This is a genomic window from Microterricola viridarii (assembly GCF_001542775.1).
Lineage (GTDB): Bacteria > Actinomycetota > Actinomycetes > Actinomycetales > Microbacteriaceae > Microterricola > Microterricola viridarii_A.
This window is the reverse complement of the sequence record NZ_CP014145.1, coordinates 1836421-1849904: the sequence shown is the minus strand read 5'-3', so window position 1 is coordinate 1849904 and position 13484 is coordinate 1836421. Positions and strand designations below refer to the sequence as shown.

11 protein-coding genes are annotated in these 13484 nt (G+C 68.3%); all 11 read left to right on the top strand.

From position 1 onward, the window contains the following. Positions 1-15: 15 nt before the first annotated feature. The gene (gene der / locus AWU67_RS08560) at positions 16-1524 is read left to right on the top strand and encodes a ribosome biogenesis GTPase Der (RefSeq protein ID WP_067227909.1); all 1509 of its coding nucleotides are present in this window, start codon (positions 16-18) and stop codon (positions 1522-1524) included. Positions 1525-1562: 38 nt separating this feature from the next. Continuing rightward, positions 1563-5222: an FUSC family protein gene (locus AWU67_RS08555; RefSeq protein ID WP_129586671.1), complete on the top strand. Its 3660-nt coding sequence runs from the start codon at positions 1563-1565 to the stop codon at positions 5220-5222. A 169-nt stretch (positions 5223-5391) separates the two neighbouring features. Continuing rightward, on the top strand, positions 5392-5697 hold the full coding sequence (locus AWU67_RS08550) for an urease subunit gamma (RefSeq protein WP_067227904.1): 306 nt from the start codon (positions 5392-5394) through the stop codon (positions 5695-5697). A gap of 1 nt (position 5698) precedes the next feature. Beyond that, positions 5699-6619 (top strand): hypothetical protein, encoded by a 921-nt coding sequence (locus tag AWU67_RS08545; protein ID WP_067227902.1) that lies wholly within the window; start codon positions 5699-5701, stop codon positions 6617-6619. Positions 6620-6665: 46 nt separating this feature from the next. Continuing rightward, positions 6666-7097 (top strand): urease subunit beta, encoded by a 432-nt coding sequence (locus AWU67_RS08540; RefSeq protein WP_234407402.1) that lies wholly within the window; start codon positions 6666-6668, stop codon positions 7095-7097. After that, complete coding sequence (ureC, locus tag AWU67_RS08535; RefSeq protein ID WP_067227897.1) at positions 7097-8821, top strand: urease subunit alpha; 1725 nt, start codon at positions 7097-7099, stop codon at positions 8819-8821. Before AWU67_RS08540 ends, ureC begins: the two co-directional genes overlap by 1 nt. 7 nt (positions 8822-8828) lie before the next feature. Next, the gene (locus AWU67_RS08530) at positions 8829-9536 is read left to right on the top strand and encodes an urease accessory protein UreF (RefSeq protein ID WP_067227895.1); all 708 of its coding nucleotides are present in this window, start codon (positions 8829-8831) and stop codon (positions 9534-9536) included. 37 nt (positions 9537-9573) lie between these two features. Continuing rightward, entirely contained in the window at positions 9574-10209 is a 636-nt protein-coding gene (gene ureG / locus AWU67_RS08525) for an urease accessory protein UreG (protein ID WP_067227893.1), read from the top strand. Continuing rightward, positions 10206-11261 carry an urease accessory protein UreD gene (locus tag AWU67_RS08520; RefSeq protein WP_129586670.1) on the top strand — a complete coding sequence of 352 codons (1056 nt, stop codon included), beginning with the start codon at positions 10206-10208 and terminating at the stop codon, positions 11259-11261. Before ureG ends, AWU67_RS08520 begins: the two co-directional genes overlap by 4 nt. A gap of 12 nt (positions 11262-11273) precedes the next feature. Then, positions 11274-12470 carry a HoxN/HupN/NixA family nickel/cobalt transporter gene (locus AWU67_RS08515; RefSeq protein ID WP_082717160.1) on the top strand — a complete coding sequence of 399 codons (1197 nt, stop codon included), beginning with the start codon at positions 11274-11276 and terminating at the stop codon, positions 12468-12470. Continuing rightward, entirely contained in the window at positions 12467-13396 is a 930-nt protein-coding gene (locus tag AWU67_RS08510; RefSeq protein ID WP_067227890.1) for an urea transporter, read from the top strand. Before AWU67_RS08515 ends, AWU67_RS08510 begins: the two co-directional genes overlap by 4 nt. Positions 13397-13484: the final 88 nt, after the last annotated feature.

The following is a 13484-nucleotide window of genomic DNA, read 5'->3' as shown; positions in this document are numbered from 1 at the left end:
CCGAGGAGACAATCCATGACTGACATCGACACCGACGATTTCGACGCCAACGACGATCTCGCCGAGCGCATGAGCACGCTCGACGAGGACCTCGCCGTCCAGCGCGCCCACTCGCTGCGCGCGGGGCTCGCCGACTACGAGCTCGAAGACGACGACTTCGACGTGCTCGACGCCGTCACCGAAGACCCCAACGCCATCACCTACCTGCCCGCGCTGCCGGTCGTCGCCATCGTCGGCCGACCGAACGTCGGCAAGTCGGCGCTGGTCAACCGCATCCTCGGCCGCCGCGAGGCCGTCGTGGAGGACACCCCGGGCGTCACCCGCGACCGCGTCTCGTACAAGGGCGAGTGGAACGACCGCCGCTTCACCCTCGTCGACACCGGCGGCTGGGAGCCCGACGCCAAGGGCATCGACGCCTCCGTCGCCGCCCAGGCCGAGGTCGCCATCGACCTCTCCGACGTCGTGCTGTTCGTCGTCGACTCCCGGGTGGGCGCCACGTCCACCGACGAGCAGGTCGTGCGCATGCTGCGCAAGAGCGGCAAGCCCGTCTTCCTGCTGGCCAACAAGGTCGATGACGCTCGCCAGGAGCCGGAGGCCGCAGCACTGTGGAGCCTCGGACTCGGCGAGCCCTACCCGGTCTCCGCTCTGCACGGCCGCGGCGTCGCCGACATGCTGGACGCCGTCCTGAAGAAGCTGCCGCTGATCTCGGCCGTCGCCAAGGAAGAGGTGGGTGGCCCGCGCCGCGTCGCCATCCTCGGCCGCCCGAACGTCGGCAAGTCCAGCCTGCTGAACAAGTCGGCCGGTGAGGAGCGCGTTGTAGTCAACGAGCTCGCCGGAACGACCCGCGACCCCGTCGACGAGCAGGTTGAGCTCGGCGGCAAGATCTGGCGCTTCGTCGACACCGCCGGCATCCGCCGCCGCGTGCACCTCTCCCAGGGCGCCGACTTCTACGCCTCGCTGCGCACCAGCACCGCCCTCGAAAAGGCTGAGGTCGCGATCGTCGTCATCGACGTGAGCGAGAAGATCAGCGAGCAGGACGTACGCATCATCGACCTGGTGCTCGAGTCCGGCCGCGCCCTCGTGCTCGCCTTCAACAAGTGGGACCTGCTGGACGACGACCGCCGCCGCTACCTTGAGCGTGAGATCGAGCAGGACCTCGCCCACGTGGCGTGGGCCCCGCGCGTCAACATCTCGGCCCGCACCGGCCGCCACCTCGAGAAGCTCGTTCCGGCCCTGGAGCTCGCCCTCGAGTCGTGGGACACCCGCATCGCAACCGGCAAGTTCAACGCCTTCCTGGCCGAGCTCACCGCAGCGCACCCGCACCCCGTCCGCGGCGGCAAGCAGCCGCGCATCCTGTTCGGCACCCAGGTCTCCAGCCGCCCGCCGACATTCGTGCTGTTCACGACCGGGTTCCTTGACCCCGGTTACCGTCGCTACATCCAGCGCCGTCTGCGCGAGATCTACGGCTTTGCCGGCACCCCGATCTTCGTCAACATGCGCGTCAGGGAAAAAAGAGCACGCTAGGCCTCGGCTTCACGCGTCCAGCCGCCTAGGCTGGGCGCGTGGACGCCTTCTGGGTTGGCCTCGGAATCCTAATCTTGGGGGTAACCCTCCTCGACGTCTTCCTCACTGCACTCAATTACGACGAGGCCGGCTTCTTCGCCGGCCGGCTCGCGTCGTGGCAGTGGATGCTCACCCGGCGCCTCACCCGGCGCCTCGCCCGCCGTTGGCGCCCCCTCGTGCTCCGCCAGGTCACCGGGCTGCAGATCATGGTGACCGTGTTCGCCTGGATCGGCGGGGTGATCCTCGGGTATGCGCTGATCTACCTCGGGAACATGGAAGGCAGCAACTTCCAATACTCGGGTGTGAACGGCGGCTTCTTCGGCGCCGTCTACTTCAGCGCGGCACAGCTGGCGACCGTCGGTACATCACAGCTCTCGCCGAACACCGACTTCCTGCGCGCGCTCTCCATTGTCGAGAGCCTGAACGGCGTGATCCTCGTCTCGCTCATCCTCACCTTCCTGCTCGGCATCTACGACGTCATCAGCAGCTTGCGTGCTCTGTCTGCCCAGTTCTTCAGCCCGGGCAGCGGAGTCGGCGAACCGATCGCCAGCCTGAAGCCGTATTTCCCGGGCGGTGAGGCCCGCAGCCTCGACTCGCACCTGGAGTCGATCGCCGACACCTTCGGCTCGTACACCGACGGTGTGCGACTGCACCACTCCGCTTACTACTTCCAGAGCGGCAGGGACACCTTCTCGCTGCCGTACTCGATCCGCATGATGGCCGGAATCATCGGTGGTCTGCGCTGGGGCCTGCCCGGCTCGAACCCCGTCACCCAGGAGCCGGCGCTGCTGCCGCTGACGGTGCAGTTCGAAAAGTTCGAGCAGTACATGCATCCGCTGTTGAAATGGCAAAGCACCGACGTTCCGCAAACCGTCAGTGCGGGGGACTTCGCCGCGCAGCTGCAGGTCGAAACGGATCGGGCGAAGCATGCCCGCCGCCGCTGGGCCCGCGTTCAAGAACCGGGTGACCCCTGGGTGTCCCGCTTCGTGCAGGTGAACGACAAGATGGCCGAGCTGGTCGGTGGGACGCCGATTGCGGATGTGCGGGAGGCCTACAACCGCTACGTGCACTGGTTGCCCTTCGCCTACCGCGCCGAGCAGTTCAGTGCGGCCGTCTCGCGGGACCTCGACTACCAGCCGGTGTACGACGACCCGGCCGATCAGGCGCCCGCCGCTGTGCTGGCCCCTGCGCCGAACGTGGCGACGCCGCGCGGCCGCGAAACGGGGCTGCGGGCGTTCATCGGGCGCAGGGTCACGCTGATCGATCCCGGATACATGCGCCTGATCGCAGCCGCGCGCGCTCTCGGTGCCGCCGTGCTGGCCGTGGCTGTGCTCGTCGGCGTGCTCAGTGCGCTGAGCCTGCCTCTGATGCCCGCTGCTGTCTTCGGTGGCATGCTCGCCATGTTCACCGGGGCCGCGGCGGCAGCTGCCGGCACCGGCCAGGGTCTGAAACGGCTGGGTGGGTTGCTGACGATCGTCCCCGCGATGCTGGCCATCGGGCTCAGCATCGTCGTGCCGCGCGACCCGATCCCTGTCACGGTGACGCTGGCCCTGTTGGCATTCGTGGGCGTCGCACTTTCGCGTTTCGGCCGCCAGCTGGGCGGGCTCGGCCAGCTGCTGTTCGTCAGCTTCTACTTCACCCTGCTGCTGGGCCTGAAGCCCGCAGAGTTCCTGCCATTCTCGCTGGCCGCGCTCGTCGGCGTGTTGTGCTCGGTGCTGGTCGCCCTCTTGCCGAACAGGGGCGCGCATGCCCGCGTGGTGCGCGGCGGTGTGTTCGCGTTCGAGCAGCGCATCCTGCACTCGTTGGAGCCCCTCATCGACACCGTGTCTGCCGCCCGGTGGGATCCCGACCTGCAACGCCGAACACGCACTGAGTTGCGGCAGAGCCACCATACGGCGGCATTCCTGGTGGCCCAACTCACTGCGGACGATCCGGATGTCGGTCTGACGGCGCAACAGGCCCAGGTGTTGCGCACCAGGGTGCACACCGCAGAACTTGCGCTGGCGAACCTCGCCGTTGCCGCGCGCTCGGCCACCGGCGCCGGTATCCCGATCGAGGTGCGTGCCCGCCTGGCGGGTGCGTTGCAGACCGTGCAGAAGCACGTCGCCGGATACCCCGCTGATCCCGCGTGGGTAGGAGCGGCCGGGCACACCACAGGCAAGGGCAGCCCGGACGATGCGGACGATGCCGATGCCACCCGAAGCCCCGGCGGGCCGCCCAACCGCTCGGCGGCCGAAGCGCTCCAGTCGCCCATCGCCCCGGCGCACTGGCCGCGGCCGGCCCGGCGGGTTTATGCAGCGGCGTTCGAGCTCCAGCAGGCCAGTGACGACCTGTACTCGGCGCGGGCGGCCGACCTCGTGCTCCGCCCCGCCGGGGCAGGCCAGCCCGGGGCTGAGGAGGTGGCGGCGCCGGATAGCACGGCGCTGGCTGACGAGAACGCCGCGGAGCGTACTGCGAGAGAGAGCGCCGCGTTTGATGGCACCGCGACCGATGACACCACCACTGCTGACACCGCCGCAGACGACACCGAGCTGGACGCCATTCTGGCCGACGGGGTCCAGGCGGCCGCAGACGGGGGTGAGTCCGGCCCTCACCACCAGAGCGCGCACGAGGGCGCAACGGCGGGCGACAGCGGGGAATCCGCCGCGATCTGGCGACGCGCCATTCAGGCCGCCCTCTCGACGGGCATCGCGCTCGGCTTCGGCTCCCTCGTGTCGACGACCCACCAGTACTGGGCGGCGATGCCCGCCTACCAGACGATCGGGGGCAGCGACGGCGAGACCTTCGTGAAGGGGGCGCAGAAGATCGTCGGAACGATCGCCGGCGCAACAGTCGGCTTCGGCATTGCGATCACGGCCGGCTCCCACCCCGCCGTGCTCCTGCCCGTGCTGGCCCTTTGCGTCTTCGCCTCCAGCTACTTCCGCTCGACCTCGTCGCCGCTGACCAGCTTCTGGCAGACAATGATGTTTGCGCAGTTGTACGAGTTCCTCGGCCGGCTCAGCACCGAGGCGATCGGGGTGCGTATCGTGGAGACGGTGATCGGTGCCGTCGTCGCACTGCTCATCGCCGCAATCGTGTTGCCAACGCACACGCGCACGAAGTTCGCCGCGCAAGCGATGAAACTGATTGGCAGCATCGAGGACGTCACCGGCGTGGCACTGGACGTGTGGCGGAAGGGGCAGGCCGCGACCGACGCCGATGTCGCCGCACTGACCCGCGGCGAGCAGGCCGTCGCGCAGCAACAGCGCGCCGTGCAGGCCAGCGCCGCCCCGCTGCGGCGAGCATCCGGAGCATTCGATCCCGCCGGCATCGAGACTCTGCTCTCGGAGTTCTGGGAGTTGCAGTACTACGCCAGGCACCTCGTGCGGGCGACGCTGCGTGGCAGCCCGGTGCAGGCGGGGGTCACCGCCGAGCAATGGGCTCAACTCGAGGCGGCGACCGCGCAGAACTTCGCCGCACTCACCGCGGCCTTCGACGGTCGTACTCCAGGGCCGGTCGACCCCGAGATCGGCATCGACGAGTTGGGCGACGGCGACGAGCCGGGCGCGGTGGAGGCCGCGCTGCGAGCCCTCGCACGGACAAACCAACTGGTTGCACTGATGGTCGGGGACTTCGTGCCGCAGTCACTTGGCTTCGTCCAACGTCACACTCTGCGCTAGAACGACGGCCGATCTCGAGCACGCTGCACCCGTGAATGGGGGCTGGATGCCCGTCTGTTGAGGATTACTCAAGGGTGTAGACCGGGCTGGGTGATCGGCGTATGGTGCCTGTGTGGCATCCGGTCGGGGATTCCCATCCGGCAGACGATTCGAGAAAACCGGGGACGACATGAACCTCACTCCACGCGAGATCGACAAATTGTATGTCTACCAAGTCGCGGATCTGGCGCGAAAACGTCGCGACCGCGGTACCAAGCTCAACCTCAGCGAAGCCCAAGCCCTGATCACAGAGGCGATCCTGGAAGGGGCGCGCGACGGCCGGTCTGTCGCCGAGTGCATGGAGCTGGGCAAGACCATCGTCACGGAGGGCGATTGCATGGGCGGCGTGCGAGAGCGCCTCTCGCTGCTCCAGGTGGAGGCGACGTTCCCCGACGGGAGCAAGCTGGTCTCCTGCCACGACCCGGTCGGCGCCTGAGATGGCTCGGCCGACCGACTCACCCGCCTCGGTGGTGCTGGTCGGTGGGCACGAGAGTGCGAACGGCGCGGACCTCCTCCCGTTTCTTGACCAGCTGCCTGCGACTCAGGTCAGTGCGTCAGGGCGCGCTCTGAGCAACACGGTCAGCCGTCTGCTCTCTGCCCCAGAGGGCGCACCGGTGGTGGTCGTGCCGATCACCTTCGGTCGGAACCCGACGATGGTCGCCGACGCCGCCAAGACTCTCAGCTGGCTGGCTCCGCTCCACCCCGGCAGGCTCGCGCTCGCCGCGGACTTCGGCACGCTCGATCACCTCACAGCTTGGCTGCGCGCTGCGGCGGTCGAGGTGCGTCGGCGCTCGCCCGAGGCGGCCATGCTGATCGCGGCCGAGGCGGCGAACCCGTTCGACGACGCAGAACTGCACCGCATCGCGCACCTGGTGCGCACCCACGGGGCGGGGAACGAGGTTGAGGCTGTTGCCGTCGCGGGACAAGGCGATCTGCTCGCGTCGTTGCAGAGGCTCCGGCTGCTCGGGCATCCGGAGGCTGTCGTCGTGCCGGCCGGGTTCCAACGCTCAAGCACGGTGCCGTTCGGTGACGGCGACTTCGCCGGGGCTGCGTTCTACGGGCCGCTGGTGTCTGAGCAGGCGGTGCTGCGCGTCATCCGTGACCGCGTGGCCGACGCCGTGCACGGGCTGCGCCACGGAGACGACGGCATCACCGCCGGTCTCGCCGCAGATCACGGCCATGGCTACGCGCACTCGCACGCCTTCGACGCCACGGAGGGCGCCGGGCACACCCACACGCACAGCCACGGCGACGGCCGCGGCGTCGCGCACACTCACGACCACTCGGAGACGGGCCACCACCACCCCGAGGCTGCCGGCGGCAGCCACCCGGAGATGTCCCTGACTCACACGCAGTGACTGCGGAAGGAAGAACACCATGCTAGGTAGCCCGAAATACGATCACATGAGCGATGAGATCGAGATCAACGCCGGCCGCGACACCGTCACGCTCACGGTGAGCAACACCGGCGATCGCGCGGTGCAGGTCGGATCGCACTTCCACTTCTTCGAGGTGAACAAAGCGCTCCTGTTCGAGCGCGAGAAGGCGTATGGCAGTCACCTGGATATCCCGGCGGGCACGGGCATCCGCTTCGAACCGGGCGACACCAAGGAGGTGACGCTCACCGCCTATGCGGGCACGCGCCACATCATCGGCTTCAACAACCTCGTCAACGGCGGGCTGGACTCGGAGGACACGAAGATCCAGGCGATCGCGCGGATGAAGGAGCTCGGCTACAAGAACGGCAAACCAACCACACGCCCCAACGCCGCCCAACGGAGCAAGACCGCGGCCGGCAAAACGACGGGCAGCACGGCGAAAAAGGGGACGAAGTAATGGCGATCATCTCGCGCAAGCAATACACGGACCTTTTCGGCCCGACAGTCGGAGACCGGGTGCAACTGGCCGACACGAACCTCGTGATCCAGATCGAGAAGGACTACGCGGAGGGCCACTACGGCGACGAGGTCGTTTACGGCGGCGGCAAGACCGGGCGAGACGGGATGGCGGCTGACCCACAGGCCACCGACGCCCAGGGCGTGCTCGACCTTGTGATCACCAACGCCATCATCCTCGACCCGATCCTGGGCGTCATCAAGGGTGACATCGGCATCCGCGACGGCAAGATCGCGGGCATCGGCAAAGCGGGCAACCCGCACACGCAGAGCGGCGTCGACCCCCACCTCGTCGTCGGGCCCGGCACCGAGCTGCTGGCCGGTGAACACCTCATCGCCACCGCAGGCGGCATCGACTCGCACGTGCACTTCATCTCGCCGCAGCAGGCGGAGGCGGCGCTCTCCAACGGCATCACGACGCTGTTCGGCGGCGGCACAGGTCCGACCGACGGCACCAACGGCGTCACCACGACCCCCGGTGTCTGGAACATGCACCGCCTGCTCGAATCGGCGGAGGCACTGTCGGTGAACACGGGATTCTGCGGCAAGGGCAACGGCTCGCGGCCGGAGGCGCTGATCGAGCAGATCGAGGCGGGCGCCGCCGGCCTCAAAGTGCACGAGGACTACGGCGCGACGCCGGCCGCACTCAGCATGGCGCTCGACGTGGCCGACAAGTATGACGTGCAGATCACCGTGCACACCGACAGCCTCAACGAGGCCGGTTTCGTGGAGAACACCCTCGACGCCATCAACGGGCGCACCATCCACACGTACCACTCGGAGGGAGCCGGCGGCGGGCACGCCCCCGACATCCTGCGCGTGGCCGGTCACCCGAACGTGCTCCCGGCCTCGACGAACCCGACCCTGCCGTACACGGTGAACTCGGTGGACGAGCTGCTCGACATGGTGATGGTCTGCCACCACCTCTCGCACGACATCCCCGAGGACGTCTCCTTCGCCGACTCCCGCGTGCGCGCCGAGACCATCGCGGCTGAGACGGTGCTGCACGATCTCGGCGTGCTGTCGATCGTGTCGTCGGACTCGCAGGCGATGGGGCGAGTGGGGGAGTCGTTCCTGCGCACCTTCCAAGTGGCCCACCACAACAAGGACAAGCGGGGCAAGCTGCCGGAGGACCCGCCGGAGCACGACAACTTCCGGGTGCTGCGCTACTTGGCGAAGATCACGATCAATCCCGCGATCGCTCAGGGTGTCTCGGATTACATCGGATCGTTGGAGACCGGCAAGGTCGCCGACATCGTGCTCTGGCCGGTGGACTCCTTCGCCGTCAAGCCGAAGCTGATCGTGAAGGGCGGCCTGATCAACTGGTCGGTGATGGGTGACCCCAACGCCTCGCTGCCCACCCCGCAACCGGTCTACTACCGGCCGATGTTCGGCGCCTACGGCAAGGCCCAGCGCAGCACGCGCATCACCTTCATGTCGAAGGCCGCCATCGACAAAGGGGTGCCGGAGAAGCTGCACTTGGAGAGCCAGGTGCTGCCGGTGCGGCGCACCAGGGAGCTCGGCAAGGCGAACATGGTGCGCAACGACGCGATGCCGAAGATCGAGGTCGACCCGGAGACGTACAAGGTCACCTACGACGGCACACTGGCCACCATCGAACCGGCCGAGTCGCTGCCGCTCACCCAACTGTTCTTCCTGGCCTGAGGCCCTGATGGCAGCAACGGATGCGCGCCAGCTGTTGGCGAGTCTGCAATTCTCAGACTCGGCCTTCCCGAGCGGCTTCTACACGATGTCGCACGGTCTGGAGGGATTCAGCCAGGCCCGTCTCGTCGCCCGCGGCGACGTGCACGGCTTGCTGGCCGACCTGCTCGTGCACTCGGTGGGGCCCGGCGACGCGACAGCGCTCGCCGGGGCGCACCGGGCCGCGACGGCATCCGATTGGGACGAAGTTCAAGAGATCGACCACCGGCTGTTCGCCTCCAAGCTGAACGCCGAGATGCGCACGGCCTCCGTGCGCAGCGGCCACCAGCTGGCCGATCTGGCCGCCGAGGTGCTCGGCGGCGGCGGTGACGCGGCCGGAGTCACCGAGTACGCCAACCGGGTGAAGGCCCGCACGACGCCCGGGTGCCAGCCGGTCGCGACGGCGGTGGTCTACGCCGCCTGCGGTGTGGACACCGAGGCCGCCGTCGCTTCTGACCTGTTCGCCTTCTCGGTGAGCTTCGTCGGCGCCGCGCTCCGGCTACGCCTGACGGACCACCGGCACGCACAGGTCGTGCTGTACGAGATCGGAGCGGTGATCGAGCAGGTGGCGACGGATGCCGTCCGGCGCGATGTCGCCGATATCGGCGGGTGTGCGCCTGTGGCCGACATCATGTCGGCTCAACACGAGCGGGCGGAGGCGCGGCTGTTCGCCAGCTGAGCCGGGCTTCGCACTATGAGGGGAAAGGAACACAACCATGAGCGAGAACGTACTGAGAATCGGCATCGGCGGGCCGGTGGGTTCCGGCAAGACAGCGCTGACGGAGGCGCTGGTGCCAATGCTGATCGCGGCCGGGCGCACGCCCGGCGTCATCACCAACGACATCTACACGCAGGAGGACGCCCAGCACGTGCGACGTGAGCTCGCCGGGGTGCTCGACCCGGAGCGGGTGGTGGGGGTCGAGACCGGCGCCTGCCCGCACACGGCCGTGCGTGACGACCCGACCATGAACCTCGCCGTCGGCGCCGAGATGCTGGAACGCTTCCCCGACATCGACACGCTCATCTACGAGTCGGGCGGCGACAACCTGACGCTCACCTTCTCGCCGGCGCTCGCCGACGTGTTCGTGTTCGTGCTGGACACCGCAGAGGGCGAGAAGATGCCGCGCAAGCGCGGGCCCGGCATCACCGAGAGCGACATCCTGGTCATCAACAAGATCGACATCGCCCAGTACGTGCGCACCGACCTCGACGTGATGCACAGCGACGCCAACAGAGTGCGCGACGGCAAACCCGTCGTGCTGACCAACTCGTTGACCGGCCACGGCGTGGATGAGCTGCATCGCGAGATCATGGCGCAATGGAACGGTGCCCGATCCGAACTCGTCGGATGAGTAACTCGAGAGCGGCGTTGGCGAAGCCGCTGGATGCCGCCGACGGGGTGCCCGGGGCCGGCACACTGGCGCCGGTCAGCCCGCTGCCGCTGAAACAGCCGCGGCCGGGCGGCTACCGCCTCGAGCCCGCCTTCTACGAGCCGGCGCGGGTACCGGCCGAGGTGCTCCACTATGCGGGTACGCCGCCGAGCCTGCCGGTCGGCAGCCCGGGCAAGGTCGGAGTCCTACAGCTGGCGTTCGCGCAGAACGGCGGGAGGACCGAGCTGGTGCGGCACTACCAGAAGTCGCCGCTGCAGATCATGCACCCGCTCTACTACAACACGCTGCGCCCAGACATGGCCTACACCTACCTGATGTCCACCGGCGGCGGCATCCTGCAGGGGGACCGGCTGCGCACCGACCTGAGCTTCGGCCCGGGCACCTCGGCCCACGTCACCACCCAGGCGCACACCAAGGTGTACCGGATGGAGCACGACTACGCCTCCTCGGTCATGAACATAGCGGTCGAGGCGGATGCCTATCTGGAGTACCTGCCCGACCCAGTGGTGCCCTTCATTGACTCGCGCTTCTACCAGCAGACGGCCGTGGTGCTCGACGAGTCGGCGACGATGCTGCTCGGCGAGACCGTCTACGCCGGGCGCCTGGCCCGGGGGGAGCGGCACGCCTACGCGGTGTACGCCTCGGACCTCGAGGTGCGCCGCCCGGACGGCCGGCTGATCGCCCTGGACCGGGTGCGGCTCTGCCCGGGCGGGCAGGCGAGCGGTGTCTCCGGACTCGGCGTCCTGGCCGACCGCGACGTGCTCGCCATGCTCTACGTGTTCACGCCACGCGTGCCCGTCGCGGTGCTCGCCGACCGGCTGCACGCCGTGCTCGCCGAGGACTTCGGCGACACGCTGCTCTTCGGGGTGAGTGCGCTGCCCGGCGACGTGGGGGTGTGGCTGCGCCTGGTGGGCAACGACACGATTGCCGTGGCCCGGGCGAACACGGCCGCGGCATCCGCCGTTCATGAGCTTCTGACCGGCGTCAGCGCGCCGGTGATTCGCAAGAGTTAGGAGGACGTGGCCATGCGTGCACAGACGGCCGTGGAGCAGGGGACGGCGACGAAGAGGCAGCGGTCCTACCGCGCGCAGGTCATCGTGGCGTTTATCCCCGTCGCGCTCATCCACATCCTGGGCTTCGGCCTCTTCTTCATCCTGGTGGAACCGCTGCACCTGCAGCTGGGCTCCTCGGTCTTCGGGGTGGGCATCGCCGTCGTCGCCTACGTGCTCGGCGTGCGGCACGCCTTTGACGCCGACCACATCGCGGCCATCGACAACACGACGCGCAAGCTCGTCGACCTGAAGCGGCCGGCCGCCGGCGTCGGGCTGTTCTTCTCCCTCGGCCACTCGACCGTCGTATTTCTGATGGCGGCCCTGCTGGCGATCGGCGTGAGTTGGGCGGTCGGGCTGACGGATGACGGCAACGGGGTGCGCAACGGCCTGGGCCTGTTCGGCACCGCGGTCTCCGGCGTGTTCCTGCTGCTCATCGGGCTCATCAACGCGGTCGCGTTCATGGGCATCCTCAAAGTCTGGCGGGCCTCCCGCGACGGTCAACTCGACGAACTCGAGCTGGAGAAGCACCTGCAGGGCCGGGGCTTTCTCACCCGCATCATCGGCCCCATGATGAAGTCGATCGACCGGCCGGGCAAGATGTACCTGGTCGGCTTCCTGTTCGGGCTCGGCTTCGACACCGCCAGCGAGATCGCCCTCCTCGTGCTGGCCGGCACCGGGGCGGCGACCGGCCTGCCGTGGTACGCGATCCTCTGCCTGCCGCTGATCTTCGCCGCCGGCATGAGCCTGTTCGACACCCTCGACTCGGCCGTCATGGTGCGGGCGTACGGCTGGGCCACGATCAACCCGATCCGCAAGGTGTACTACAACCTCACCATCACCGGGCTCTCCGTGATGATCGCCGTGATCATCGGCGGGATCGAGCTGGTGGGCCTGCTCAACGAGCGGCTCGGCCTGCAAGACCCGCTGACCGGCTGGGTGGCCAGCATCGACCTGGAGAACGTCGGCTACATCATCGTCGGCACGCTGGTGCTCGCCTGGCTCATCTCCACCGCGTACTGGAAGCTGGGCAAGGTGGAGGAGCGCTGGGCGGTGGCATCCGGCCAGGCCGGCGGCGTCGGCGGTAACGGGGGCGACGTGCCGGATGCCGGGGCGGCCGCACCGCCGGGCAGCCCACCGACGGGGAACGACCGAGGGGACGGCCTGAGATGAGCGCCGTTGGCGCGACGTCGCCCACCACCGTCGGCTCACCCGGGGCATGGTTGCTCGGTTTCGGGCACGGGCTGTCGCAGATCTTCTTTCAGGCGAACATCTACACGGGTGTGCTGATACTGGCCGCCTTCGCCGTCGCCGACTGGCGGATGGCGGTGCTCGTGGTCATCGGCTGCGTGGCGGCGACACTGGCCGGGCGGCTGCTGGGAGCGTCCGCGTCCGACGTGACGGCCGGGCTGCAGGGCTTCTGCGGCGCACTCGTCGGAGCGGCGACGTTCGCCGCGCTCGGCGGCCAGATCGCCTCATACCCGATCGCGCTCGTCGGCGGTGCGCTCTGCGCTCCCGTCGCCTGGCTCGTGGTCGCCCTGTTCACGCGGACCCCGCTGAAGGTGTTCGCGCTGCCATCGACGACGGCGCCGTTCTGCATCGTCGCCACGGGTGTGCTGCTCAGCACGCAGGCCCTGCACGTGAGCTCACCGGCATCCGCCACCATCGACTCGGTGCCGCTGGCCTTTGCGCGCTCGTTGCTGACGAACGTGTCACAGGTGGTGCTGGTCGACAGCATCTGGGCGGGCGCTTTGATTCTCGCCGGCCTGTTCATCGCCAACTGGAAGGTGGGCGCCGCGGCGGTGCTCGGCAGCGCGATCGGCAGCCTGTGCGCACTGGCGATGGGGGAGACTCTCACCGAGACGGCGAATGGGCTGGCCGGCTACTCTGGTGTGCTCACCGCGATCGCGCTCTCGGTCGTGTTCCTGCAAAGCAGTGGCATCTCCTGGACGCTGGCCGTGATCGGCACCATCGTCACCGCAGTGGTGACGCTGTTGATGCACCACTTGCCCGGGCCGACATACACCTGGCCCTACATTCTGACGACCTGGGTGTTCCTGGTCATCGCCCATTACATCCGTGCGGCCAAGCGCACCTGAAATCGGAGGCGCAACCGCTGGTCGAGTAGCGAGGAACGAGCGTATCGAGACCCCGCACGGGCACGCGCATTCCTCGTTGGTCGAGTAG

Coding starts and splice junctions, on each gene's coding strand:
- der (WP_067227909.1), top strand. CDS start 16: ATGACTGACATCGACACCGACGATTTCGACGCCAACGACGATCTCGCC.
- AWU67_RS08550 (WP_067227904.1), top strand. CDS start 5,392: ATGAACCTCACTCCACGCGAGATCGACAAATTGTATGTCTACCAAGTC.
- AWU67_RS08545 (WP_067227902.1), top strand. CDS start 5,699: ATGGCTCGGCCGACCGACTCACCCGCCTCGGTGGTGCTGGTCGGTGGG.
- AWU67_RS08540 (WP_234407402.1), top strand. CDS start 6,666: ATGAGCGATGAGATCGAGATCAACGCCGGCCGCGACACCGTCACGCTC.
- ureC (WP_067227897.1), top strand. CDS start 7,097: ATGGCGATCATCTCGCGCAAGCAATACACGGACCTTTTCGGCCCGACA.
- AWU67_RS08530 (WP_067227895.1), top strand. CDS start 8,829: ATGGCAGCAACGGATGCGCGCCAGCTGTTGGCGAGTCTGCAATTCTCA.
- ureG (WP_067227893.1), top strand. CDS start 9,574: ATGAGCGAGAACGTACTGAGAATCGGCATCGGCGGGCCGGTGGGTTCC.
- AWU67_RS08520 (WP_129586670.1), top strand. CDS start 10,206: ATGAGTAACTCGAGAGCGGCGTTGGCGAAGCCGCTGGATGCCGCCGAC.
- AWU67_RS08515 (WP_082717160.1), top strand. CDS start 11,274: ATGCGTGCACAGACGGCCGTGGAGCAGGGGACGGCGACGAAGAGGCAG.
- AWU67_RS08510 (WP_067227890.1), top strand. CDS start 12,467: ATGAGCGCCGTTGGCGCGACGTCGCCCACCACCGTCGGCTCACCCGGG.